The sequence below is a fragment of the Fontimonas sp. FW305-C-3 genome (genome assembly GCF_058783185.1).
Map to the genome: position 1 here is coordinate 44358 of NZ_JBYSYK010000002.1, position 25497 is coordinate 69854.

General features: G+C 54.7%; 19 protein-coding genes. 11 read left to right on the forward strand and 8 right to left on the reverse strand.

Annotated features, from left to right (window positions below; genetic code table 11):
* Positions 1–1681 precede the first annotated feature (1681 nt).
* Positions 1682–2074, forward strand: coding sequence for a hypothetical protein (locus AC3WUF_RS06440; RefSeq protein WP_492423669.1), 393 nt, complete (start codon positions 1682–1684; stop codon positions 2072–2074).
* 287 nt (positions 2075–2361) lie between these two features.
* Here AC3WUF_RS06440 and AC3WUF_RS06445 read toward each other — a convergent pair whose 3' ends face one another.
* The 6 genes from AC3WUF_RS06445 to AC3WUF_RS06470 all read right to left on the reverse strand — a co-directional run bounded on the left by AC3WUF_RS06445 (position 2362) and on the right by AC3WUF_RS06470 (position 12946).
* On the reverse strand, positions 2362–3516 hold the full coding sequence (locus tag AC3WUF_RS06445) for a HEPN-associated N-terminal domain-containing protein (protein ID WP_492423671.1): 1155 nt from the start codon (positions 3514–3516) through the stop codon (positions 2362–2364).
* 467 nt (positions 3517–3983) lie between these two features.
* Positions 3984–4778 carry a hypothetical protein gene (locus AC3WUF_RS06450; protein ID WP_492423673.1) on the reverse strand — a complete coding sequence of 265 codons (795 nt, stop codon included), beginning with the start codon at positions 4776–4778 and terminating at the stop codon, positions 3984–3986.
* 209 nt (positions 4779–4987) lie between these two features.
* Positions 4988–5827: a hypothetical protein gene (locus AC3WUF_RS06455; RefSeq protein WP_492423675.1), complete on the reverse strand. Its 840-nt coding sequence runs from the start codon at positions 5825–5827 to the stop codon at positions 4988–4990.
* 115 nt (positions 5828–5942) lie between these two features.
* Positions 5943–9170: a hypothetical protein gene (locus tag AC3WUF_RS06460; protein ID WP_492423677.1), complete on the reverse strand. Its 3228-nt coding sequence runs from the start codon at positions 9168–9170 to the stop codon at positions 5943–5945.
* 536 nt (positions 9171–9706) lie between these two features.
* Positions 9707–10843: an esterase gene (locus tag AC3WUF_RS06465; RefSeq protein ID WP_492423679.1), complete on the reverse strand. Its 1137-nt coding sequence runs from the start codon at positions 10841–10843 to the stop codon at positions 9707–9709.
* A 666-nt stretch (positions 10844–11509) separates the two neighbouring features.
* Positions 11510–12946 carry a P-loop ATPase, Sll1717 family gene (locus tag AC3WUF_RS06470; RefSeq protein ID WP_492423681.1) on the reverse strand — a complete coding sequence of 479 codons (1437 nt, stop codon included), beginning with the start codon at positions 12944–12946 and terminating at the stop codon, positions 11510–11512.
* Positions 12947–13651: 705 nt separating this feature from the next.
* Here AC3WUF_RS06470 and AC3WUF_RS06475 point away from each other — a divergent pair.
* From AC3WUF_RS06475 to AC3WUF_RS06520, 10 genes are all read left to right on the forward strand, one after another.
* Complete coding sequence (locus tag AC3WUF_RS06475) at positions 13652–14080, forward strand: DUF6932 family protein (protein WP_492423683.1); 429 nt, start codon at positions 13652–13654, stop codon at positions 14078–14080.
* On the forward strand, positions 14077–15492 hold the full coding sequence (locus tag AC3WUF_RS06480) for a helix-turn-helix domain-containing protein (protein WP_492423685.1): 1416 nt from the start codon (positions 14077–14079) through the stop codon (positions 15490–15492). The genes AC3WUF_RS06475 and AC3WUF_RS06480 overlap by 4 nt, the downstream gene beginning before the upstream one ends.
* The gene (locus AC3WUF_RS06485; protein WP_492423687.1) at positions 15470–16096 is read left to right on the forward strand and encodes a DUF4186 family protein; all 627 of its coding nucleotides are present in this window, start codon (positions 15470–15472) and stop codon (positions 16094–16096) included. Before AC3WUF_RS06480 ends, AC3WUF_RS06485 begins: the two co-directional genes overlap by 23 nt.
* Before the next feature lie 478 nt (positions 16097–16574).
* Entirely contained in the window at positions 16575–17096 is a 522-nt protein-coding gene (locus tag AC3WUF_RS06490; RefSeq protein WP_492423689.1) for a hypothetical protein, read from the forward strand.
* Positions 17093–18283: a hypothetical protein gene (locus tag AC3WUF_RS06495; RefSeq protein WP_492423691.1), complete on the forward strand. Its 1191-nt coding sequence runs from the start codon at positions 17093–17095 to the stop codon at positions 18281–18283. The genes AC3WUF_RS06490 and AC3WUF_RS06495 overlap by 4 nt, the downstream gene beginning before the upstream one ends.
* A gap of 31 nt (positions 18284–18314) precedes the next feature.
* Positions 18315–18896 carry an AAA family ATPase gene (locus AC3WUF_RS06500; protein ID WP_492423693.1) on the forward strand — a complete coding sequence of 194 codons (582 nt, stop codon included), beginning with the start codon at positions 18315–18317 and terminating at the stop codon, positions 18894–18896.
* A 2-nt stretch (positions 18897–18898) separates the two neighbouring features.
* Entirely contained in the window at positions 18899–20554 is a 1656-nt protein-coding gene (locus tag AC3WUF_RS06505; RefSeq protein ID WP_492423695.1) for a patatin-like phospholipase family protein, read from the forward strand.
* 198 nt (positions 20555–20752) lie between these two features.
* Positions 20753–21355 carry a hypothetical protein gene (locus AC3WUF_RS06510; RefSeq protein WP_492423697.1) on the forward strand — a complete coding sequence of 201 codons (603 nt, stop codon included), beginning with the start codon at positions 20753–20755 and terminating at the stop codon, positions 21353–21355.
* A gap of 342 nt (positions 21356–21697) precedes the next feature.
* Complete coding sequence (locus AC3WUF_RS06515) at positions 21698–22699, forward strand: dCTP deaminase domain-containing protein (protein WP_492423699.1); 1002 nt, start codon at positions 21698–21700, stop codon at positions 22697–22699.
* A 32-nt stretch (positions 22700–22731) separates the two neighbouring features.
* Entirely contained in the window at positions 22732–23415 is a 684-nt protein-coding gene (locus tag AC3WUF_RS06520; RefSeq protein ID WP_492423701.1) for a class I SAM-dependent methyltransferase, read from the forward strand.
* On the opposite strand, the gene AC3WUF_RS06525 is transcribed toward AC3WUF_RS06520, so the two are convergent.
* Positions 23381–24076 (reverse strand): AAA family ATPase, encoded by a 696-nt coding sequence (locus tag AC3WUF_RS06525; protein ID WP_492423703.1) that lies wholly within the window; start codon positions 24074–24076, stop codon positions 23381–23383. The genes AC3WUF_RS06520 and AC3WUF_RS06525 overlap by 35 nt on opposite strands.
* Positions 24077–24210: 134 nt before the next feature.
* The gene (locus AC3WUF_RS06530) at positions 24211–25368 is read right to left on the reverse strand and encodes a Mu transposase C-terminal domain-containing protein (protein ID WP_492423705.1); all 1158 of its coding nucleotides are present in this window, start codon (positions 25366–25368) and stop codon (positions 24211–24213) included.
* Positions 25369–25497: the final 129 nt, after the last annotated feature.

Below are 25497 nucleotides of genomic sequence, written 5' to 3' on the forward strand. Positions count from 1 at the left end.
CTTCCATAAATTGACGTTAACGTCAATTGACGTTTATGTCAATTTATTATTGACTTTCACTTGAACGGCCGTCGGCCACCGCGAGAACCGCAGAGCTATGCGCCGCGCCCCCTGGATTGGAAAATCAATGCTTCGGATCATCTAATTTTCGAGATGCCCACTCCCATTACTAGATAGACCCTTGAGCCGAGGCCGCGGGGTCAAGGCGTTCAGTCCGGCTGAAACTTCCTTGATACGCCGAATTTTCTGCAGAGATCGTCCAGTTGGGCACCGGCCCCGGAGTCTTCAATGTTCCAAGCGAGATCCGCGAGCAACGAATCATCCAGATCATCCAAAGGCTCCGCGAGTCGGCCGGCCGCAGCTTCCGTCCATCGGAGCAAGCAATTCCTAGCATCGGTACTCGCGCGCTGGCTCGAGATAGATCCAGCTACTCCAGCGGAGCGAGTGAAGTGATAGCGAGCGTTGGGCACATTGCCTCCTAGTTGCGGGCAGATGCATGGGTGAGCATGTGATGCGATCAAGATGTTGATCCGCAGCCCTATCTTAACGGCCTAACTTCAAACCAATCCTTGGCGAATCGATCGCGTACCGGCGTACCGATCACGAATTTCGCATACGCCGCCAAAGGGAAATCCAGAATCCCTCGAAATTTTGTTTGCGCAAAATCGGATCGGGCCAATCTTTGCCGTCAGTTCCAGCAAACCGTAGCGTCGGTGTCTCTTAAACTTCGGGACTAGCCAAGCATCCCTGCCGCCGCTTCGCGCTGCCAGAGCGCGAACGGAGCCAAATCGGAGAAATCATGCTGAGCGAAGAAAAGTCAGTCGAGCTAACAGCGGACTTCTACAAGAGCTACGTCACATTCCTGCTGGCATCTCTTGGCGGTGAAATTGCCTTGACGCAAACCGTTCTGCAGAACGCCCCACAACAACGGATCGCTAACTGCTCAATAGGTTTGTTGATACTAACGTGCGTCCTTCTGCTCGGAGCGCACGAAGCACTCATCCGCCGATCGAGTCCCCCTCAGGAGTTCCGAAGAATGTGGCTGGTTCGCGTTTCGGAATTTTCCTCTGTATCAATCGAAACGGAATGGGTGGTCTCGAGAGCCGCGGGCGCTCTCGTAGGAATCGGGCTTGTTCTATTTGGCTTGTTCGTAGCTCAGGCGTAACTGCCGAGACGCGTAACCATTGCCGCCTGCCGACGTAGCGAATTACCACCTTCACTAATACCGGTCGGACGATGGATTGTTCTCGCAACGAGAGCTTTATCGGGCGCTGCGTTTTCTCTGCCGATTGGCATTGTTTTATCGCCGGGGAATCGCCCTTTAATAGTCTATACAGGACACCCGTACGCCAACAGAGGTACGGGTGTACCGAGCACTTACATATCCTTTCTTCGTAGATAAGACTGCAGTTAGGAGGGCAGTCTCGTTTATGAAGATGGATGGCTGGCAAGGTGGGAATTAGGAAACGCGCTGGTAGTTGCCTTCAGCTCCGCGCCGCATGCAAAGAATGGCCTGGTCGGAGCACAGCAAAGCAGCCTGGAGGCTCGAGGGGCGCTAAGATCATTGTGATCCGGCTGCGAGATTTACCCAATGATTCCATCCCCTTTAATTGACTATGCGGTTTGGGTCAACCTGGACGATTGCTGCAGCACTGAGTTGGCGCTACTTAAGGGGCACCTGATGGTCGAGGTAATGCTCTCCGAAGCTGTCGAGACCCATACGACGTTGACCTGCGCTCAAGTTAGGGCGCTGTCTTTCAGCAGAAAATTGATGGCGCTCAGTGAAGCAAGCAGCACGGCTGCCAAGTTTCATAATGAGATCCAGGCGATGCAGCAGTTAAACCGCCTCCGGAACAGGCTGGCGCATGAGCCATTTCCCCAGGGGCTCGAATCGGACCTCTTGAGTTGGTCGGAACATGTGTTGAGCTGCTTCCTGCGGCATAAACATCAAAAATTTACGTCGCGAACGCGTGTTACGCAGGCAATTGCGGCACTGGCTCGTAGCGTCTATGACTTGGCGCATGCCCAATCTCAGAACGACGCAGCCTCGTTAACGCAGAAAATCAGCGCTTGATTGCACGGCACCCATAGAGCTGCCATAGGGACCAGATTGATCTGTAGTTGCTCCGTGCGTCGCTAGCGACACCGTGGCGCCCAGCCTTCAAGTACGACGCCAAATGCGTGATCCGTTTAAGCTGCCTAGAAAATCAGGCTGAAATTGACCAATCTCACGATAGATATCGGTCAGTTTGACCAAGTCCGACGTCCAGGTTCCTATGCGGCATGAGTTTCGACCTCAGTGGAGGTCGTCACTGAACTTCCCGGACCTGCTTGTCATCAATCTTCACAGATTCGATTGAATCACTCGTGCGCCGACACAAAGGTTACGGCATCCCCGGGGTATGTTTGATCCCGTCGCGCGGGGAACAGGACAACGTTCCTGCCGCCTGGCTGCACGGTGCTGTCGTACATGATTCCATCAAGGCGCGCACCTGCAATCGTGAAGACATGCGCAAAGTACTCCGAAACGATCTGGCTTGGTACGTAGGAGACGTGCTCAAAGCCGTCCTTTTTTATTGGTTTACTCATTGCGGCGACGAACGCGCGAAGGAAAAGAGCTTGCTCGCGCTGTTGATAACGATCGACATCGAACCGATTCGGTAACGGAATGACGCCGGTGAGGGTGATGAGTCGCAGAGGCCGCTCCACCCGGAATACACCGTATACCGGCTTGCTGGGCTGCTTAGGCGCAACCTCGGCCAATGCGGTGGACTCTTCGGCTGCGAGATAGAGGTACGGGATGCCGGCGGGGTTCAGCCTGCCGGCGCCAGCAATGCCAGGTGGCGGAGCGCCCAGACTGCCGGCATCTGCGATCCACGACTCGCCCTCTTGCCGCGCACGCACGCGATACAACAACGTACCACTGCGCAGGTCCGTGAAGAGATGCGCGGCGGCAATATGGCCGCCGAGCTTCTTAAGCAACTCTGAGGGTGTGAGCTCGTCAGGCTCGTACGGTATGGCATCAATGAGTGTGAAGAAGTAGCGCTGCTGCGTCGTGACGATGCTCGAGAAGCTATCCCAGCTCCACTTCAAAATCGTCGAGTCACTCTGTCCAAGCCAGTGACCGCCCGCCGCTTTGACCCAGTGGTCGTTGTGAATAGATCCGATGACGTCCTTGATGAAGCGCTCGTCACCGTCCAGGCCTATCACCTCTAGGACCTCTCGAGTACTTAGCGTCTCATCCTGGTAGCCACCTTCCGCGCTCTCGAACGGGACGCCGGCGCCCGCGGGCTCGGCGTATTCCTGCTGGATCACCGCGTGGATAGCCCCTGAAATGCTGTCAACGGAGGCCGCAATCGGCGCCTCGTCCGAGGCATTGCAGTAACTGCAGTCCTGTGCCTCCGCCTCTTTCGATATCCAGAGCTTGAGGTCTTCGTCGTCGACGCAGCCAGCGCAGACGAACTTGTCCTCGACCGGGCTGCGCCCTACTTCGATCTGATGCTTGCTTCTGCCCATAATTCCATTCTCCCAGTCCTTCAGTTAAGCGGTGCTTCAAAAACGAACGCCGCAAGCGACTGTATCTAGGGCTGAGAGGGGACTTTTTCCAGTGAGAACACACCGCCTCCGCGGGCAGGCGGAGGTGCCGACTATCGGGTCTTCAAGAGATAACAGGAGTGTGATTGACGTCATTTTCTTCGAAAAGCAGCAAGTTAGGCTTGCTGCTTTTCACAACTCGTCTATGCGTTGGCCGCATCGAACTGATCTAAGTCGGCCATTTCAGCAGAACGACGAATCAGATCCGGCCGAATTGGTGGGCAGTTTGGTAACTGGCCTGCAAATAAGTCTAGCCGCTGTGCTTCTAGACGAGTCCTCTCCCAAAAGGAGGCACTCTGTCGAGTCCCCGTGGGCCTCGGCATACCGAGGCCCGTTTGTATCTGCCCCAAAATTTCGGCCTTAGGACTACCCCCTCTGCGCGAACTTAATCATTCTGCCTCTTTGCGGTCTTCTTTCGCCCCAACCGAGACATAAGTCTGGTTCGACCGGGATATCGAGACGTAGCTATCCTCTGAGTCGCGAATGTAAGTGTAATCGGGCGTGAGTAACAGTAGTTTTCCAGTCTTGATGGCGCGGCCGGTATCCGCTTGATATACCGTGACCGGAACCCCGCCTCCAACTCCAAAGTTAACCAGACCGGTTCGAACGACATCCGAGGTCACGTTTGGAAAGATGATCGGCACAGCCGCGGAAACTGCGATCGAGAGCAGTGGCGCATACCAATTAGTCACGAGGCTTCGAACTGGATCTGTCATAAATCCCGCCACGGCGAATGAAAATACGGCGCCGAGTACGGAGATCCACGCCGTTCTCAGTAACTGATCTGATTCAATTCCAGCGTCGAAGATCAGGATGTGAAAGAAAATCGACACCAAAACAAAGATGAAACCTGCGATCCAAAGGCTCTTGGCTTTATCGATAGCCGCACGTCTAAAGATAATGACGAAGCCCCACAGATAGAACGAAGACACGGCAATAAGCAGTGCAACAAGCATCAGAAATGCGGACACCCCGAGCACACCGGTAGTGAAAACATCGTACGAGTAAAAGCGCTCAACCTTCATGTGAACTAGCAGAAGGTAGGACGGAAAGAATGCAATCCAAGAGGCCGTAACGGCCAAGGCAATGAGGCGCAGTACGATGGTGTATCCAGTAACTTGGACATTCGCGCCAATAGCGATCTTTTGGCTGAAGACCTTGTGAATTTGTTCCAAAATGTGCACTGAAGCCTCCTCTAAGAACGAGAAAAAGCCGCTGCAATCTGTCCAATAGCTGCTGACTAGACTGAAGATCGGCACTACCTATTTGAGTAACTCACGCTGCTCAAGCCGACGAGAGTCAACGTATCGAATGTTGCGCAAACGATTGACTGCTAGAAGGCAGCACTCTCGACCAACGACATGCACAGAAGGCTGCTTAGTGAAGATCGCGTTCAGCGACCAACTGTCTCCTCAATCTTCTTTGATGCCTTCTCGACAACAGAAGCAAGAAACGCATAGGCCTTTTCGGTAAACAAGCCCGCAATAAGGCCGGAGAAAGCACTTCCGTAAGGGTTAAAAAGCATTGGTCGTTCGTCGGCGTTAAGCATGAAAAAAAATGTCCCGCCTTTGATGGCCAGATAGACGACAAATCCAGTCGCGACTCCGAGGGCAAGGGTGCGGATCGAAATTAGCTGATTACTTCTTAGCCCTGCGATGAATGTGCCTATGGCGCTGCACGCCATAATGGCCAGTGCCAGTAGATGGTCGTTGCCCATCTCGCCGATAGAGCCACCCATTACCCTTAAAACGACATCTAAAATACCGACTGCGCCGGCGCGGCCGGAGTATGGGCTGCCCACCTCGGCGCCCAGTTGGGCATCGTCGGGCTTTGTGACGATCATCAATGCCGCGACGTGAACCTCGGCTGCGTGTCTTCGAATGGCGCGCAACGTTTCCAGTTCTGAATCAGCTCCCATCATTACCAGGTCACTGGTTCGGGCCTGAAGCTCGCGAATCATCCGGAGTTCTTGGACAAGAACGTCCCTATCCCGCGCACTTTCTCTGCTCGATGTGATCGCACTACCGTCTTCAGAGTCATGCGTCCTTGAAATAAAGTCCGCCTGCAGCCGATCTATGGCGGCCTCAAAACTCGCGTGTACGGCTTGACGCGCAGCCATCTCAGATATTGAGGAGATAGCCAGCACGACAACAATTACGAGAAGACCCAACTCCAGTAATTGGACGTAGCTTCTCGCGAGGGTCGAGGCGAATGATCGTCCATCTTCCTTCACAGATGTCTCCTTGATGCGCTACTTGGATCCCACGCGTGGCCTGAGACTTAGGCGATACCGATGGCTGGCTTGGCTATCTGAGAATGCGACCAAATCTCCGTGGCCGCTGCCAATTTCAACGCGTCGAGGACTGAGAAAGTGCCGAACACCGGGGCGGGCTCAGATTCAATCTGAGAGTGCCTGGCACGGCGACGTCAGCGGATGAACTCACCGAAATTTCCGAAGACAGCGGGCATTTCCTTTCAGCGTAGATTTTGGCGGTCCGCTCGGCCAGTTCTTTGGCAGGCGCTTGATCTGCGGCCGCGAAGTAAATCACCTCGTTACGCCGAGCTAAGCCCTCTCTCTCTGGCCTATCCAGCGCCATGAAAGTGAGGCCTTCTTGATTGCCGAGCATTAATTGATCCCTCAGTCCGTCAATTTCTTTCCTCGGTGTTCCTTCCCATTTGATGTGAATCTGGTATGTCTTCAATCCCGGTGGGTGCATCGATGCAATCGGCTTCGCTCCTGGGCGCGGAAGCCAGAGTTGAAGCACACCCTGCGTGGAATCAAATCCAGGAACTACCTCGTCGTCCAAATCTCCCAAGATGTTCGGCAAAAGGTTACGCAGCTCCTTTACGCAGGCTTCATCCTCTAAACCAGCGAGCAACATAGGCCCCCCGAACTCCACGAAGTCCAAGGCGCGATCCGCGAGGCTATCTCCACTCCCTCTAATTTGGATATCGACGTCCAATCCAGCTTCGACCGCAGCGCTGCTAAATTTTCCAGTCTGAAGGTTGTTGTCAGTCGTGTGGATTACGAGCTTTCGACGCAATCCGTCTATACGGGAGCATGCTTTCTGAGCGGAGGTCTTTGCCGGTGCGTTTAGAGAAACAGGGCTCCAGTATTGCCGATGGGTCAAGTCCCATGCCGACTTGCGCGAGCTTGCGAGGACTGCAAGCGAGATCGCACAGAACTCTTGCTGCGAGTTGCTTCGCGCAGCATTGATCGTTTTTGGCTCTGCACGACAGGCCTGATATACGGTCGAAATAATCTGATCATGCGCTTTGGTGCGTGCTCCACCGCCATGCTTCACTTCAATTCGATCCAGAGATCCGATCCAGTCGGACAGCGCGCGATCAACTGGCACGTTGACCCCCGCGCTTTGCGCATCGAGCTTAAGGCGGCCATCCTGAATCAGTCCGCTCAAAGCGCCGCTCTCACCGTCCCGAGCCTGCGCCCACGCGGAACGCGAGTCCTGCCAAACTTGCCATCCAATGACGAGCAAACTTACTGCGGCACCAGCCCCGATGGTTTTTCCGACGGGAATACTGAATCGTTCACGGCGACTGCCGGACTCGGACTCATCTACAGCGACGACTTCTGAGGCCAAATTGCGAGTTTCGGCGATTTCGCCTGCAAGGATCTTCGGAGCTAGATCGACGAGCCTCTTGGTGATGTGGAGACCTAGACGCTTCCCCAGCTCGCAGTAGCTCTCCCATTGCGCTTCATCGAAGAACTGGTCTCCCGTCGTTTGTTGGGGGAATTTTGTGTCCCGGTCTGAGTAGCCCGCCAGGTCCAGTGGTAAACGTCGAACTCGGCGTGGCTTTACGAAGATAATCGCGCCTACTTCGCCGGTTTCATACTCCACACGTGCGGCCAGAAGGAAAGTTCGCTTTGCCTCCGCTGTAATGCTATCGGGCGTCCCGAAATGGGGTAGATAGTCTTTAAGATCCGCCACTCCGCGCAGAGAGCCGGGATGAATGAACTCGATCTTCGCGTTGTAATCTATTCGCGCCTTCCGAATTAAATTCTCAACGTCTCCAAACAGATAGTCGGGATCGGCACCGCAGTCCGCCGCTATGATGATCTCAGGGCGTCGTTTGAGTAGCGCGTAAATGCCCGTGTTGTCGAAATGGCCGCCGTCAGAGAGAAATAGCGGGGAAGCTGACAATCCAGGAAATTTCCCGAACCACTCCCGGAGAGTTGCAGAGTACTTCGACAACCAAGGCCTACCGTATACCCCGCTGTCTCGGCTCCACCAGAAGCCAAGCCGGACACCCGTGAGGAAGCTGAGCGCGGACAAGCCAAAGCGACTTTCGGATCCCATACCGGGCGCCACAGCGCCACCCGATATGGCGACCCACTGAGCAAGGCTGGTGTTGCCAAGAATTCCGTCGTCGTACGGCGCACGAGTTCCAATTTCGACTCCAAGAGAACTGACGGTGAGGTTTACGCCCTTCCGATCCGCGTTAAAATTACCCGTTCTATCGTCTACCGTCTGATTGATGCAGCAATTAATCAGGTGAATTGGGCCACCGTGATCGTAGGGCCGATAATCTCTGAGTGCGACATCATCACCCAATCTGAACTCGCCTACTTTCCCCACCTCCTCGGTGTTACTGCGGTCCGCCCTGTTCAGTGGAGAGGCTTCAAAGCGTCGACTACCTTCGTCCGTATCGTGATCGGGTGAGTTGCCTAAGGAGATATACGCGCGAGCTAAGCGCGACCGATAGAAGAAGTGCAGCGAGGAACGATTTACCTGCTCCGCATTGCGTCCGGTCAGCAGGATGTAGAACGAGAGCATTGCGGCCAGGGCCATCCAGCGACCTGCGGCGGTCCCCAGAAGATCCAATGGGTTCTGTACACAGATCGCAACGTTAGGGCAGATTGCCTCGTCGGCCGCGAGCGGGAAGAAGAAGACAAACCACTGCGCGGCTACCAACCACAGCAAGACGATAAGTGCCGTCAGCAGAAGGCCAAGGGCGTTCAAGAACTGCGTCAGTCGACCTTCTTGGCCTGGCTCCGCCAGATACTTCTGAATTTTCGGCATTCCCACTCGAAGGACCAAAACAAGCCCCGCGGTCAAACCGACACCGCTCGCGTACAAGTTGGCGGTAAACCATGTCAGCTTCGAAGCTGCCATCCACGTCAGCAGATCCATGACGCCGACTATCAGGATCAAAGCCGATACAGCAATTGCGCGGCTGAGCCAAACAGTTAGGCGAAGCCGAATATGCGCTGGCGCAAGCTCACGATCCAGAAGCCGTGATCGGAGCGCGTGCAAGCAGATAGATCCAAACCGATAAAGTGCATATCCAATTCCCCCTATTGGGGCAGAAAGCAGTACCGCTGCGAAGATGATCAAGGTCCAGTAACCCGGACCTCTGTCCGCCTTTTCGAGGGCACACCAATAGAGCAACATTGAGAGGCCAAACAGAACTGAACACCACGTAAGATCTCCGATCCATTGCTTCGTATCGTCCCTGGCGATCCAGTACGAAAAAAGCAGCGCCAATCCGGCAAACGTGATGAATGGCAAAAAAATCCACCATGGGTTCCCAAGAGCGGTTCCCAGGGCGAGCATGGGCTCGGATTGGAGCATCACCAAGTGTGGAAGGATTACCACGCAAGACAGAAGAAGTGCTAAGACTCCTACTTCTATGTGGGTAGCTAAAGCGCCTCGGAGATAGCTCGCGGCAGCCTGCAGCGCATCACCAAACCCGGCCGGGAGCAAGAAGCGCCCATTACAACGTAGCCACCAAAGAAACAGGCTCCTGTCGTTGGCTATACCTTGGCTGACCCGCGCCGCATTGGCCTTTTCGGAGAACAGGCGCCCGATGGCGCTGCCGATGTAGCCTCCGCCAGATACAGTCGAAAGATAGTCAAATCGCGCAAGTAGCCCGTTCCTCGCTAGGGCTCTGGAAAGACCCAAACAGAATGTTGCCGAGCGAATACCGCCCCCGGAGAATGCTAACGCCCACGGACGACCCTCAGGACTGATGTCGGCCTTCACTCTGCGTGCTCTGATCAAATCCTCTTCAGAGCCTGCATCCAGTCCAGAGCTACTATCCGTGCAGTTGGCCGTGCCCATACATAATCCCCGTAGACGATCGCCGGAATCTACTGCGCCTGCAAAAGCTGCGAATAGGCTTGAATAGATCCTGCTGGCTGACTCTTGAGAACGATTAATCCTTTAACGAAGTCAAGCATCAGCGGATTACTGAGATCGTTGTGTCCACCGATCAGATCTTTGCTGACCTTCGCTACCAAATAGGGCGACCGAGGTGCTGCCGAAGGTTCTCTATCGAGCCTGAGTGGCCCGAAGAGCAGGTTCCCGTGACTTCCATCGTCGTCGCGCCAACCCTGTAGAAGCTGCGCCGCGGAGGTCATTAACTCCGCCGGGGGTGCAGCCTTCGAGCGAGATTCGAGCTTCCGAATTGGCCTCAGCTCATGTGTGCGATAAGGCGCGAAGTGGCCCACCGCCTGCCGGTTTGCGAGCTTCTCGCTGATCGTCTGAAAAGCGCCGTCGCCCCGGTGTCGTGTATAAGACCGCTCCTTCTCGAAAAGCGTAGAAAACCATCTGCCCAGGGCAAAAAACTTGGATGTCGCGACATCAGCCTCTGACGTCAGAATCGCAAGCACGGGCAACTGTGCTTTTGGATAGAACTTGCGCTCATAGGCCATGTCGGAAAGCGTCGAGAACTTCATCGCCTCGAAAGCGGGATTCACTAGCACGGTCAGATCGCCAAATCCACGCACGCGACCCATCTGCAATGGTCCGCAGACTGAGTTCAGGAATCGCTCCTCCAAGATATGCGCAAGGGCTGAGTACACGATCGCGCCTCCGAAACTGTGTCCGACCACCACAAGCCGGCTGCGCTCCTCGTCTCGGGACTGATCGCACTCAGATTTTTCAGACGCGGCACTGCCTTTTTGGGAAGACAGAATCGCACGACGGAGATCCTTGATGCCCTCAAGACGCAAGAGGACCTCTGCGACACCGATCTCCCCGACCTGGTGTGCCGTGCTCTTTCGGTCCCAGAAGGTCAACTCCTCCAAGACTGGCAAGCTGACAGACGATCCACGCCAGCCTAGGTAAATTCCGACGACCTTTCGAGGGGGAGTTGCGGCGAAATTAGCGACTTCCCTCTCTGTCTTCGCGAGCTGAGAAAGCACCTCCTTGAAGGTCCCAATGTTCTGGTCTTCAGGATGCCCCTTCGCGTTGTGTTTCCAGCCATGCGCGAATACGACGATCAAGAAATCTGTGCTGCTAGCCTCCGCCGTCAAAGGATCAACTACTGCGTTTAACTGTCGACGGTCAAAAAGATGCCCCTGATCGTCAAACTCGATATATCCAATTCGGTAGCCGGCACCGTCTTCAACAGCTACGTCTTGTATTGGGCGGTCCGCACATGCTGATTCCGAGGCCCGCAGACAGGGATCTAGAGTTCCTCGATATGCAGTGAGTGGTGTGCACGCGGATGCGTGGACTGCAAAAAGCGATACGCAAATCTTGAGAAGTACGCTCGATCTCATTGTGAGCCCCCACCACAAAGTCAGATCGCGCCGGAGTAAGTACATCCCCCGATGTACCCGGGCTATCAACCACATCATTGCGCTTCTCGGGAGGTGGCGAAACCTGTCCATTCGGACAGTCGCCCATTAGCTTCCTATTACTCCCTCTGCATTGCCTCATCCACCGTCATGTCGGTCAGTCGCCTCCGCCCGGCAGGAACACCCATCCACAGCGCTCCCTGAATTCTTACGCGCTGGGCTTGGCGGACAAGAATGAGTTTTTCCCGCGACTTGAGCATCGCGGGTGTGCTTCCGTTTTGATGAACCAACGACCCACGAGGCGACGCGCCAGAGGATAGGGCCCTACTTTTCGCTGTCGGGTTCAGATACTCGATGCCCTTGCGGCCTTTATAGAATTTGGAGCGATTTGAATAGCCCGCGATGTACGCAGATGTGCTCGCTCATGTTGAGTCGGGCGTCGGGATTCAGGTATCGAAAAACGGACTGATTTGCTTGGCGCGGTACGTTCCCAATCACGCTAAAGTGAAACAGAATTTCTAGTACAAACTGTCCGTTCTCTTGAGTCATTTCTCCGCGCTTCACCGCGTCGGCGTAAAGCTTCAAGAAGACGTCGATCGGCATCGTCTGCTTTCTTAGGTTCGAGAACAGGTTCAGGATCTTCTTAATATCCGGAATGATCCCATGGATCTCGTCCTCTAGCTCGCTTCTCAAATAATTTGAGAAGGATTTGTCTTCGGATTGAACGATGCGTGATGTAATAGTTTGCTGTGCTTGTTCCAATGCTTTATCTGCACAGACTTGAAGATACCTGATGTAATCACGCGGCCGACTTTGTGTGCTGCGCGTGATGTACTCAAACGCTGGCATGGAACGTTGTTTTTGGGTTCCGTATCCAATCTCACCGCCGCTATACAATCGACTCCACGCTGCCCCAAACAAGGCCGGAGCGGCTGATGGGTCCGCCGCACGCGATATACGAAATGCGAGGAGGTTCTTAATCGAATCGCGATCCCAGGATAGATCAATTTTGTAGTCACTCCATTTTGTCTTGTCAGGATCCTGAAGCACGTCATAGATGTCATCCCGAAGGAATACCACGGGGTAGAGCTTGTGCTCCTTGAACTTTGACCGGACGTCTTGGACTGCTTTGAATAGACTCGTGAGGAGCTCCGTAAACTTTCTGTGCTTCTCGGGGCTAATTACGTCCTTATAGTCTTCATCAAGCTCGTCGAAGAGAATAATGTAAGTCTGGTTGCCCAGTTTCCCTCTGATGTAGGCCTCGAGAACCTCGACTTTTTCTCCGAGCTCTAGACGCGCTCCCTCTTGATGCTTCTTCTGACCCTGAAACGCTCCTCCGGTACCGAGGACCTTCACCTCGAACTTCACATCGGTCCACTTTTCAACGGCAGACGGAAGTGCGTTTGAGATATCGATGTTAAAGAGGCGCGCGAGTTCATTTCTGGATTGCACATCCACCGTTGGATTCGTCGATAGCAGTTTGCAAACGGTGGAGTAGATCAAGTACTTCCAAAGGGTGATGTACTGATTCGGAGCGGTGAACCCGTTGTCAGTTAACTCGTAGAGGCGATTGAAGGGAAAGTTCTTGAAGGTCAGCTTCTGAGCAAAATACCCTTGGCCAGATTTCGTCGCCAAGTGCTCGCATATTGCTGTCTTCCCAGTGCCTTTTCTCCCGATAACGTATGAGCGCTGGCCTTGCGCCAGTCGATCAATCGCGCGCGTGTGATAGAAGTAGCGCTCCGTATTTTCCAGCTTTGCCTCGAGTTTCCAGTTCGAAACTTCTACGAGCAGTGGGTTCTCGTTCATCGGCTTTCTCTTAATTCTTTTGATGAGTTAAATGATGAAGATCTACGCGTTTCTAGATGCGTGGATTCTAAAATTTGAGTTCGAGATCTGCGGGGGGCGGCGCTATTGCAGGACGCTCGATTTTCTACATCGGACGCCCGCAGCTCGACCAAAGACGATTGCGACCGCGAGTCGTCGCACCTCGCGCCACAACACTGAGTGCCTAAGCTTCTCGCGCACCCCGCTCTCCCCGCCCCTGTCCATCAGGACAGGTATGTATGGCGCGTTGGCCGCTTTACATTACGTCGTGACCCTGAAAATCGTGCGTCCTGGCGAGACGCACATCTAACTCGAAGGTGGCTGGCTATCTTGTCGAATTCTACCTCCGGAGACCGTTCACCCTACGCGCGCGATACGAAGCCTCTGCGACTCGACTGGCGGTTCGCCGCCATGGTGCCGACGTGTTTCAGAGAGAGGTCCCGGTGTTCGCAGTGAGGGGTCGGCGTCGGTCAGACGCTAGCGGTCGCGAATCGGCTCAAAGGCCGCGTCTCCGCTCATCGAAGACCATCTGAATAGGCCGCTTAAGCGAACAACCGAGTTGCGGACACGACAAATACTTGATTTCTATCTAATTCATATAGATAGGACGTTCATATCGTGTTTGGGGCCCGTGTCTCCGATTGCAAATGCATCGCCAACTGTCTAAGCTACAACTCAGGAGTTGTAATGATACCACCATTTGATCCTGTGACCGGTTACCTCCCACCTGGCGAACATGTCGCCACGTGGCCGGAAGTCGTTCAGCGATTTGGCGGAACCGCGAAGCGCAAACACCTCCTTTCAGGGCTGAGGCGCATGGCAATGAATCTGCATCAGGCGGGTTGCCAGTTCTTTCTACTGGATGGCAGCTTCGTCACCGACAAAGAAGAGCCCAGTGACTACGACGCTTGTTGTGACTTCAGCAACGTTGACGTGGCAATCATTGACGATCGATTTGCCGGGACCCGCTTAGCCATGAAGCTCGAGTACTTCGGCGAGCTTTTCGCAGAACAGAATCAAGCCATCTCCGGATACACCTTCAGAGAATTCTTCCAGACGGATCGAAACGGAGTTCCGAAGGGAGTCATCATTCTTAATCTAGGTACAGTCCAATGATTTCTACTGACCACCAACGCAGGATCAGCTTAGAGCGGCTTCAAAGCTTTCGAAGTGCGTTGCGATCAGTGGAATCCGCAGCAACGGATGAAAGTCCATTCTTAAAAAAAGTAAGGCTGCGATCACTTCAGTCTCAGATCGAGCAGATCGAGCTGGAGCTGCAGGAGTACGAAAACCTCAAGAGTGGATCGATCGATGAGTTGGAAGTAGACACTGTGAGCAGCATCCCGATCGCCCTCGTTAAGGCGCGCGTAAGGAGAGGTCTGTCGCAGTCCGCTCTCGCAGACAACATGGGTGTGAAAGCTCAGCAAGTTCAGAGATGGGAGTCGGAGCTTTACAAGAAAGCAAGCTTCGATACGCTCGCTGAAGTGGCAAGGGTCTTGGATGTAAAGCTATCTGGAAAGGTCTCACTTGCACGGCCAGTGGCAGTGAATGCAAACGACCTGAAGGGGCGCTTGAATGAGCTTGGCTTGCCGCAGGCTGTCATAGAGGAACGCATATTCCCCAGGGATTCAACGGCCGTCTCTTATGCGGAAGACTTGAACTCCAGGCTAGAGCTGCTGGTCGGGACAAATGCCGTTGGCGTTCTAGCGGGCCGTGCTCACCTGCCCGCACCGGCGATGCGCTTCAAGCTGCCATCGAGTGCGGCTCAAAATCGAACAAGAGCCTACTCTGCCTACGTCAAAGCGCTCGGGGAAATCGCGGCTAAGTGCGTATCAGCACCTATTGTGGAGCTGCCGAAGACCTCTTCGAGAATGCACGACTTTCTTTTTCACGGAGAGTATCCGTCGTTCCGCTCTGCGCTGATTCGCTGTTGGCAATCTGGCATACCAGTTCTCGCTCTCCAGGACTCCGTTGCGTTTCACGGCGCGTGCCTAAGGTCGAATGGGCGCTGCGTCATTGTCTTGAAGCAGAACTCTTCGAGTTCTTGGAGATGGCTCATTGACCTTCTCCACGAGCTCTATCACGCATCGCATGAGCCTCCTGGTGACTTCACGATAATTGAAAGTGACGAGACCTCCTCTGAGGCGAGGGAAAGTCAAGATGAAAAGCGGGCCACACGATTCGCAGTGCTGTGCGCGTCCAAGGGACGGGTCGATGAGCTAACTAGCGAGATCGCGAGCCGATCGGGTAATAACATCCGAAAAATGAAAGCAGCCACCGTCGCAGTATCGGAGCAGTCGAATGTTCCTGTTGGCCTTCTCGCCAACTTGATGGCACACCGGCTTGCAGAAAGCGGGCACGACTGGTGGGGCGCCGCTCAGAATCTGCAGCCGGAAGAGGAGTCTCCATGGAAGGTCGCCAGAGACATATTTGCAGAGTTGTCCGACATGTCCCTGCTCTCGAAGCATGAGCAGGCACTATTAATTCAGGCACTGGAGACCCGCCATGAACCGCTCAACAGCCAATGACGAAGAGGACGAAAATCTGGACACGCAGGCGCCGCCACTCAGGGTGAGGTGTACGGATTCGGACTGCGAAGAGGACCTTCATTGCTTCCTAAAGAAGCGTGGAATGAAGACGGAGCCGGGCACTTGTCGCAAGTGTGGCGCCAATTTGATCGACTGGGGGCGCGTTCATCAGCGAGATCGCTCGGACGTTCGGTTTACGTTCGACGCAATGCGCCTCGAGAAAATTCGCCACCACATGTGGCATGTGAGATTTGATCCCGTGGCGCTTGGCCATGCGAAGAAGCTGGGCCTAGATCAGCTTCTCGAGAAAGTGCTACCCCGACTTCGTACATCCGTCGGTAAACCGAAAGGGGCATGGGACGGCCGGCAGACGCCAATGGAAGGCAACACTATCTTCTACGCGCAGCATGCCACTGCGACGTGCTGCAGGAAGTGTTTGAGCTACTGGCACGGCATCCCAGACAATGTGACTCTTACGGCTGAGCAACTGCAGTACTGCGAGCACCTTGTGAAGGAGTATCTCGACCAGAGGCTCGAAGGCCAGATCCCGCGCGACCCGAATCCAGCGGCGCTCAATCTGCGAAAGAAGCCCGAAAGGCGCTAGACCATCCATGGCAGAAAGGCGTCGTATAGACACCCCTTCGATGCTTCAACGGCTGCGAAGTAAATGCCTCGATGCAGACCAGGGAGCATTGCTCATCACGGATCTGGGGCGCTCAGATCAGGCCAATGATCTTTCCGTCCCACCGAACTGTCGTGGCTTGGGACGAGTTCGTCATTTCCGAGCTTCTACCGATGGCATCTGGCCTACAAATCCTTTGCCCCGAATCCCGGCCGAACGGTGGCTCAGGAAGAAGCTTCCTGAGCCACTTCGCGTCCAGGTGTTTCAGATTGCAGGGTGCGCATGGAGATGTTGGTACTGCTACGTCCCCTATGCAGACCTCAGCGCTCGACAGAGCCGAGCGAGTTGGGTTACTGCTTCGCAACTCGTCGATGAGTACTTACAGCAGTCTGAACGGCCCGATGTGCTCGATCTTTCCGGTGGCTCACCAGACCTTGTGCCCGAATGGATCGGGTGGACGATGGACGCCCTTGATGGGTCTGGTCAGGGTGATTCTGTATTCCTCTGGTCCGATGACAATTTGAGTAGCGAACTGCTCCTTGAGCAGGGCCAACGGAAAACCTTGGAACGAATCGAGCGCTACTCGGGTTACGCACGTGTGTGCTGTATCAAAGGATTTGACGAGACGTCATTCGCATTTAACACCGGCGCCCGAGAGGAGGATTTTGACCGACAGCTAAGGATCCTCTCCGCGTATGCCGCAACTGCTCTGGACTTGTACTGCTACATCACCCTGACGTCGCTCTCCTCGAGCGACCTCGGTGGACGCATTCGCAGACTCATGGACCGGATTGAGGTGATGCGGACAGGCTTGCTGTCTCGCGTAGTGCCCCTACAGATCTCTAAGTTCGGCGCGATGACGTCTAGGGTCACCGCGGAGCGACGATTGGCTCTCGATTACCAGAGCGATGTTTTGGATGCATGGAAATCGGAGCTCGCGCGCAGGAGTGTTACCGCGATATGGGAGACCGCTAACGCGTGAACGATCTTCTGCACCAGCGACTCCGCTTGCGGATTGAGAAGTATCCGGATTTTGGCGACCTCTGCGCCAACATGGACGGCGCGTCGCCTCAGAACATCGTGAAGGCTCTTCTCTCTGCAGCGGCAGGCCCAGGGTCAACGGCCCGATCCGCCGAGCAAGTTCTTCATTCGATCAACACCCCAACCAAGGATTGCCGGCCAGTTTACGACCCTCGCCTTCCGCGGCCTCATCCGATCGAATTCGAATGGCGCTTCACCGATCCGACCAACGAAAGTTTGCTCGAAGCGGCGAATGGCGAACGACGGGCAGAAAGCATCTACTTTCTGGGCGCGCCGACAACGGCTCTATTTGCGGCTGATCACAGAGCGAGTGCGCAACTTATCGTTGCCGCGAGAGATGATGATGTTGTGGCCAACGCAGTTCTCGCCGCTGCCCCCCAGATCCAGCCGTACGCAGTGTGGAATACACGGAAGCTCGTGCAGGTTGATGCTGCTATCGTGGACCCGCCTTGGTATGACTCCATTGCTTTAGCAATGCTCACCCAAGCCATTTCCCTGGTGCGGCCTGGTGGGACTGTCTGCTGGGTTGGGCCCAATATTCTTACTGCTCCATCTGCGGCCCAATGGTTTTCCGACCTCAGACCCCACGCGCGTGCTTTCGGCTTGGTGGACGTCAGGCCACTTGACTTCGCCCCCAGATACGACACTCCGTTCTTCGAACGGAGGGCCTTGGTGGAACATGGGTTGACTAACGTAGATCCTCAGTGGCGGACGGGGACAGCTTGGATTGCTCAGCGCTGCGATTCTACGGTCTACCACTGGTTAGGGTCAGAAAAGCCGGCCCAGGCATTGTCGGAGTACGAGATTGACGGCAGCCGCATCCGTTTTATCCTTGACACAACGGCCCCGTCGCGTCGAGCCGTGCTCGCGCCATTCAACGTTCTGACATCGACCAGCAGTGCCGATCCTGCCAGAAAAGGCGGCACAATTTGGACGTCGGGAAACGCCGTTAGCAAGACCGTCGACCCGATATCCGTTTGGCAACGACGGAATACGGACTTTCTGCTGAGAAAACTGAAGCGAACGGCTCGGGATGAAGCCTCGGATTTTAAGAATCAGATGCGACCGAACCCGCTTCCTCAGGCACAAAGTTCGTGCAGTGATAGCACTCAAATAGTATCCTATTGACACGGTTCTTTCTCCGAATAATGGGCATTTTATGAGCAAGGTAATGGTGGCTTTCTCCGGGGCAATTGCATCGGGAAAGAGCACAATTTCCAAGGATGTCGCGTCGAAACTCGATTGGCCTCGGGTGAGTTTCGGAGATTACATCCGGAACTTTGCTACTCAGCAGAAAAAAGATCCGAACGACAGAAATCTACTTCAACGACTCGGACAGATGTTCGTCCAGTCAAATGTCCAATCTTTTGTCGAAAAAGTCCTCGCTCAAAAACCTGAGTGGCAAAATTGCCCCGGCATAGTGGTCGATGGCTTGCGGCATGCCGAAGTGCGATTCGTGATGCAGCAGATTGCGAGGAATGCGAATTTCTCGTTCAAGCACGTTCATATAAATCTAGACGACGACTTGCGCGCGAATCGTGCATCGAGTCGCCCGGACCCGATTGAGCCTGCAATGCTCGCAAAGTACGATTCCGACCTCACTGAAGCGCAGCTCGCGAAGGTGATCCCCGCTTACGCAGACGTGATTCTCGATGGCTTCCTCCCGGCCGAACTGCTTGTAGATCTGGCTATCGAGAAGCTTGAACTTAAGCGCGATCAAGCCATCGTCGTGGAAGGGTAGGATTGCGCGCATACGGGGTCTTTGAGGGCGGCGGCGCCAAAGGTTACGCACATATTGGTGCTCTAAAGGCCGCTGAGTCCCGGGGAATCGAGTTCGAGGCAGTAGCCGGTACCTCAGCTGGCGCAATCGTTTCGGCGTTTATCGCCGCTGGATTCACAAGCGAAGAGCTGTTCCATATTGACGAATCTGGGAGTCGGAGCGGCGCCTTCGCGATTGATGCGTTTGAGCTCTTAGATCCAGGTCACTGGGACCAGTGGCGCAAACTTAGCGAATCCCTGAAAGAACCACGGAAGCGAAAGTTCGGCGCGCTGCTTCTGTCAATCGGTATAAGTGCCCTCGTTCTGAGAGTCGGAATTGCTAACAGAGCGATGGTAAACCGGTTCCTCAAAAGTTTTGGGAACACGTCTACAGACTTACTCAAAAAGTTCGTGGATGACCAACTCCGAGCGAAGCTGGGGCTACCCTCAGATTGCCGGGCGAGATTTCGAGACCTGAAGATTCCGCTTCGCGTTGTAGCAAGCAATATCGCTACCGGAAAAATGCAGATTCTCTCGAACGCGGAGTATCCCGAGATGTATGTTAGCGATGCAGTTGCCGCATCTGCTTGCTATCCAATCTTTTTCCAGCCAGTTCAGATTAATGGCCATCCTCATGTGGACGGGGGGATCGTATCAAACCATCCCGCCTGGGCCTTCGATGATCTGCGTGAACGCAGCGCTCGCCAAATTTCGACGATCGGGTTCAGATTCAACGAGGAAAGATCCGCCTCCCCTGTCTCGATCTTAGGGCTCGGAACTTACCTATCCCAGCTTCTTAAGACAGCTCTATTCGGAGCCGCCGCGCTAGAGATACGTGAGGTGCGGAACTACTACTTGTGCGGCATCGTTCCAGGAATCGACACCTTGGACTTTAACCAGCTTCACGACCTGGCACCGTCGATAGTTGAACGGGGCCGCGCAGGCGCAGATGAGTTTATTGTAAGAAATATCGGTCTTCGCGACCCGGACTTTATGGCTCGGGTCCTATCCGCAATCGGCTCGGAGTTTCGTCGCAAGCTCGGTGTTCCCTCGATTCGGTCATACATTGTCGACAAGTACAGCGACTCGCTATACCGGGTGCTCTACTCCTACGGAATGACGCTCGAGATCGAGCAGCGCACGTTAATCCACAAAGATGTTCCAGGCTTGGTTAGTGCATTTATTGAGAGAGAGCCTGTTCACATCGATGTAGAGAAGATGCCTCAGACCGAGAGGGAACGTAACGGCGTCATCGCGTCCGCCGGCGGATCGGTCTACGTAATACCAGTCTTCAAGTCGTTTTCAGAGTGGGCAAAAGAGCCGAGGCAGAGAGGCGAGCCTATGGCCGCGCTCGTGCTTGCCTCCAATGAGCCCTTTAAGAAGTTCCTCTTATCCGAAGAGATCGAGGACTATTGTGCATCTGTGAGCGGGTTTGTTGCCGAGCATTTGTCCTCTTCGGCCGATAAGGCGTATCCCAAAGTTGCACCTGAAAAACATGCCGGCTGGGAGCCCGTCGCGGGGAAGAACTACATCACGAAGTCGGGCCGGAAGCAGCGGCGAAATATGGGGAGGGATGCCGAACTGGTATCTCTTAGTGCTCTCATCGGGCGAGCTACCAGGTCCGCCACGCCCAGCGTGTAGCTCCACACGTTCTGCCTCGCCCTGCCCCAGCTTCTAGACGAAACAGCAGGAATCGAAGTCAACTTCCGCCCTCCCCCGTTTGTCGTACACAGTGAAAGCTACAGATGTGCCTCGCTGAATGTGACTGACTTGGAACCCATGCTGAGAACACTTACGTCACCCGCTCGAGCCGTCGAACCATTCGGAGCAAGATGAAAAATGAGTGCTGAGGACGAAGTCGAACACTTGAAGCGCGAGCTTCAAGAAAAAGAGGCAAAACGTCGCTCTGAGATACTCAGGTTAGCGGCCGCGACGCTTCTGACGGGAATTGTAGGGCTCTTCTTCGCATTGTCGCAGTTATTCAACCTAACCAAAGTGGAGTTCAAAAAACCTCCGCTGACTGCGACACAAGCCGCCGCGGTTCAAACTGAAGTCAATAATCTCAAACTTCAAGTAGCCGACCTGGAGAAGCTGCGTGTGCAGCTCTCGGCACCCAACGATGACGCCCCTATTGCGATTGAACACCAACGCTTGTCGTCGGGATTGGCGGCGGTCGACGAGCGGCTTCAGAGGATCGAAGCCGCGATCGTTGACAGCCCGGAGAGAGCGCTTTCAATCCCCCTCCTTCGAAAAGACATTGACGAGTCAATGAAGCGGCAAGAGGAGTACCGCGCCTCAATTCGATCGGATATCGATCGGCTCTATGAACAGCAGAAATGGATGCTGGGCGGGATTGGAACGGCTCTTCTGGCCATCATCGGTGGCGCACTCACCGCGATCTTTCGCTTCCTTCCAAAACCGAAGGGCGACGACGCCCAGTGATCGCACCCGGGTCCTGAAATTGGGCTGCCTCTCGCATAGCAAACCGCGCGGATAATGCCGGTGCGTGCAGTGCTGATTGATTTTCACGGCTGGGGGCTGCACCCATTCTGAGCGATGTTCACAGCCCCCCCCCTTAGAGGACGAGCACGAGGTGCTTTTGATCGATCGACTGGCGGAGTACGTCCAATTTATCACCCTGACTAGCGCGCCCAGTCAAAGGCAGCCCATCAGGGGTCTGTATTCTTGCGTCCGGCATTCACGAGGTTGCGAAGTATTCGATTTAGCTGCTAAGTCTGAGGCTCAAGGCAGTCGATACCCACCGCAATAACAGAGGCAATCCTGATGAGTTTGTTGAGCGATAAATCCATTCGTGAGCGAATGGAAAAGGGGCAGTTGATACTAGGCGGAAACCAGAAGAACGCAAAACACTGCGCGTACGAATTCAAAGCTGCTCGCGTCACCTTCGGGGGAATTGGCGATAACAAAGTTAGTGTTAACGTCGAAGACCTAACCGTGCCGGGCAACGCCGCTGTTATTGCTCCAAGCGCGGTGGCTTGGATAAGAAGCGCTGAGCGCGTTAGAGTTCCTGCAGATTACGTAGGGATTTGGATTCAGACTAACTCCCTCTCCCGTCAGGGCTTGTTGCTGCTCAATTCAACTCTGGTTGAACCCGGATATGAGGGATATTTGAGCGCTCATGTTGTCAACCTCAGTTCGCAAGCCGTTTCGATAAGCGCGGATATCACCATCGCGAAGTTAATCTTCGCTGGTCTCGACATGCCAGCAAAGGAACGTATCGAGTCGTCTAAATATGACAACTACGACTCGAGGATCAGCGAGTTAGCCTGCAAGGCCAACCGCTCGTTTCTGCGTATCGATGAACTAATCCCCGAATTGAACACCAAGCTCAATTCAGCTAAAGCCGCCGTCGACAAATTTGACGCCGAATCAAAGGATATCGCCGCGGAGGCGAAGAGCAAGGTCGCGTCTGCAGTTCAGGCCGAGGTGGATAAAATCTTAGCGGACGCGAAAAGCACTCTGTCCGCAGGCAAGCAAGCGTTTTTCTTGCAAGCTTTTTACGGCTACGCAGTGGGCGCAGCACTCGCCTTCGCTGGGCTCTACTTTGCTTGGCCGCTCTTAAAAGAGCGAGATGCCATCACCGATGAAAGAGTTTTGGAGATGATTGAAAAGGCAAATGCCAAGTTAATCATCGATAGGTATGGAAAAGACATCCCAACCAATCCTCCAATAGATGTGGATAGCACGACGATACCGCCTCAAGAGAAAACTCCGGTAGCGCCAGCCGCCCCGAGTCAGCCGGTTGAAAGCGGCCCGACTCAGTAGGTGCGAGTTTGGATAGTCATCCGAGAAAATCGATGTACGATCCAGCGGCGGGATACGATCTCGCAGCCGACTTTTACGACGACTGGCCGTGGCAGGAATTTTGGCGCGCGAACGAGGCGCCTCTCATTAAGGGAGTACTGAAGAAGATCGAAGGCCGTCAAACGGCGCTTGATCTCGGCTGTGGCACCGGTGCCTACCTACCAAGTTTGGCGCAGAAGTTCGCACGTGTGATCGGCGTTGATCCATCCAGCCGCATGCTTCGAATTGCTCAACGCCTGGCGCCACACGCTATAGACTTGGTTCGTGGCTACAGTAGATCGTTGCCGCTCGCCGCTGAGGCGATTGACGTCTGCCTTTCAGCTCGATCCCTTAGCCATGAGAGCGCTCAAGAATCGGCAATACGGGAGGTGGCGCGCGTACTCAAGGCGGGAGGCCTGTGGATCATTAGTGACGTCCACGCTCAACACAGGTACATCAGGACAACGATTCCCGTGCTCGATGAGAGTGTCGAGATCGAAACCCACAAAATCGAACCCAAAGATTTTCTGGAGGTCGCAACGTCGAACGGAGATTTCAGGCTCGAAAGCCTGCGTACTTTTGGCCCGAAAGAACTAACTTGGGTGCCCATCAGAGACGCAGAGTTTCAAGTTAACTTCAAAACCCTCTCTGAGCCGGTGTTCTTCATGATGGTTCTTCGCCGAGATAGAGGCGAGTAATCTCTGGTGACATATGCGAGATCACAAACCGAGTCCGAGTTTCAATCGAAATCGAAGCGGAGGAGGACATACTGGGGACTGCCTTGATCGCGACGCCCAACGCTCGATAGAGAATTTCGCAGATGGCACCAGTGGCATCCGCAAGTCTTTTGTCGTGATACCTGACTGGGTCTCCATCGTCGTCATCTGGTCGCCCCGAAAAGACGAACGCTTGGCTGAATCTGTAGCTCCCGCAGATGTCGATCAACGAATCCGTCGGCACATTGTCGATCAGTGCAAACGCGAGTACGTCCACAAGCGATCGGTCGAAGACCGTCAGCTTTCTGCGATCTGATTTTTCTGCTTGCTGCCGATTCATCGCAAAAATCTGCTCGACCGCTTCGGTCGGATTAATGCTTAGCTCTTCCCTGCCTTTCGGCAGCTTTAACGTGTTCTCAATGTAAATGCGCGCCTGCTCTGGTCGCGTCTCGAGGCCCCTCGCGGATAGCCGCGAAAGCACAGACGACTTCCCAGCCGCCGGAGCCCCGGTTAACACCACCCAGTTCGTCCGATCGTCCTGCGACGCAGGAAGGCCACTCAGCCGCTCCGCCAGCACGGAGACCCCCGCCCTCTGCGTTGCGGTAAGCACCGTGGAATTCAAAAGGGTAGCGGGGTCGTCCATCAGCTCTTTCTTATCCCCCTAAACGAAGGGCGCTGTAAGTTGTTTCGCCTTGAAATTCATGCCCAGCGCGAGGGGTTTACTCTGGCGAATGAGCATCAGTTTAGCAATCTGATGACGGCTCCGGGGATCCTGGATCATGTCACTGGTATCGCGAACTCAGTATCATCAAAGTCGGTGGGAACAACACCGTTAGGCGCCGGCTCTAGGTCCAGTTCCGGAGCCAACACTTCCCCGTTCAAAACGTACCGTCGCGGCTCAGAGCGCAACTCACCCGATCCATTTTCAATGCTTGGCGCTGAGTCGCTGGCTTTACGCGCCGCGTGAGCCGCAAACAACCCGTCCTCGTTGATCACCTCATGTCCTTTCGCCTTCGCTGAGGCCTTTGCCAGCTCTAGTTCCAATCGGCTAATTCGTGGGCGCCCTCGACGCGCGAAAGGCACCTCGATGTATTCGTCGGTTCTGGGATCGAGGAGCCAAATCGGGCTGATATGGCGGCAATCGCGCTTAATAACGTACATACCGTTACTGCCGGGCTTGATACTCTTCACGCCGACGAATGAGGACAAGTCCCCGCAGTGGTAGGCGATCCCGTCAAGTTGGATTCCGTAGTGATGTACCGATCGCTCGAACGCGGGCAGGAAGTCGCGGACGATGTGATTGAAGCCGAAGAGTCGAGGAGGTGGGCCCGCCATACAGTCCCCGCCACCTTCAATTGCCGCCTGCCAAGCTGCCAGGGGACTGCGATTGCGCAGATCATCCCGGGGACGGGCGCCGTGCACACAAATGGCCCAATGAGCGAACGCGCGGTCTACTAAGTCTACTAAGACGCCCTCACAGACCGTTGCGCGCGGTCGTGTCGCGTCGGAGTTAACTTGCCTCTCGAGCTCTGCGAGAATCTCTTCCAGCGGAGCAATGAGGCGATCGACATGCAAACCATATTCAGGATACTTTGTCGCACTCCAATGGAATCTCAGTTGGTGCCGAGCGCAGCCATGCTGGATAGAAGCCCCGCAGAACTCTCCTGAATTACTGGCATGGATAGTCCCGGGTTTTGACCATATCGGGTACTCCTGATGCACGCCAACTTGAAGGAGGTAGTCCTCCTTCGGGCAGATGGCGTGCGCCAATGCGTAGGCGATCGAAGTGGCGCTGGGAGCATGCAGGGCGATGTACCAACCCGCGAAGACCCTGGTGCCAACATCGATGACCACGGTTGCCCACAACTGTGTGATCCCTTCAGCTTCTGATGTCCTCAGAGAGATTGGAATGTGATCGATTTGCCATTGGTCCAATGGCAATCCGCATTCCGTACCCTCTACACAGGGGAGTGAGCCTGCCACGCCGCCCGGGCGCTCTTTGCGGCCCGTGCTCGAATGCAATCGGGAGAGTTGCGCCGGCCTTCCGCCTTGCCCTCTCGGAAA

Excerpts from the sequence above, each read along its gene's own strand:
- AC3WUF_RS06440 (WP_492423669.1), top strand. The coding sequence starts at position 1,682 with ATGGTCGAGGTAATGCTCTCCGAAGCTGTCGAGACCCATACGACGTTG.
- AC3WUF_RS06445 (WP_492423671.1), bottom strand. The coding sequence starts at position 3,516 with ATGGGCAGAAGCAAGCATCAGATCGAAGTAGGGCGCAGCCCGGTCGAG.
- AC3WUF_RS06460 (WP_492423677.1), bottom strand. The coding sequence starts at position 9,170 with ATGCTCGCCCTGGGAACCGCTCTTGGGAACCCATGGTGGATTTTTTTG.
- AC3WUF_RS06470 (WP_492423681.1), bottom strand. The coding sequence starts at position 12,946 with ATGAACGAGAACCCACTGCTCGTAGAAGTTTCGAACTGGAAACTCGAG.
- AC3WUF_RS06475 (WP_492423683.1), top strand. The coding sequence starts at position 13,652 with ATGATACCACCATTTGATCCTGTGACCGGTTACCTCCCACCTGGCGAA.
- AC3WUF_RS06480 (WP_492423685.1), top strand. The coding sequence starts at position 14,077 with ATGATTTCTACTGACCACCAACGCAGGATCAGCTTAGAGCGGCTTCAA.
- AC3WUF_RS06485 (WP_492423687.1), top strand. The coding sequence starts at position 15,470 with ATGAACCGCTCAACAGCCAATGACGAAGAGGACGAAAATCTGGACACG.
- AC3WUF_RS06490 (WP_492423689.1), top strand. The coding sequence starts at position 16,575 with ATGGACGCCCTTGATGGGTCTGGTCAGGGTGATTCTGTATTCCTCTGG.
- AC3WUF_RS06500 (WP_492423693.1), top strand. The coding sequence starts at position 18,315 with ATGAGCAAGGTAATGGTGGCTTTCTCCGGGGCAATTGCATCGGGAAAG.
- AC3WUF_RS06510 (WP_492423697.1), top strand. The coding sequence starts at position 20,753 with ATGAGTGCTGAGGACGAAGTCGAACACTTGAAGCGCGAGCTTCAAGAA.
- AC3WUF_RS06515 (WP_492423699.1), top strand. The coding sequence starts at position 21,698 with ATGAGTTTGTTGAGCGATAAATCCATTCGTGAGCGAATGGAAAAGGGG.
- AC3WUF_RS06520 (WP_492423701.1), top strand. The coding sequence starts at position 22,732 with ATGTACGATCCAGCGGCGGGATACGATCTCGCAGCCGACTTTTACGAC.
- AC3WUF_RS06525 (WP_492423703.1), bottom strand. The coding sequence starts at position 24,076 with ATGGACGACCCCGCTACCCTTTTGAATTCCACGGTGCTTACCGCAACG.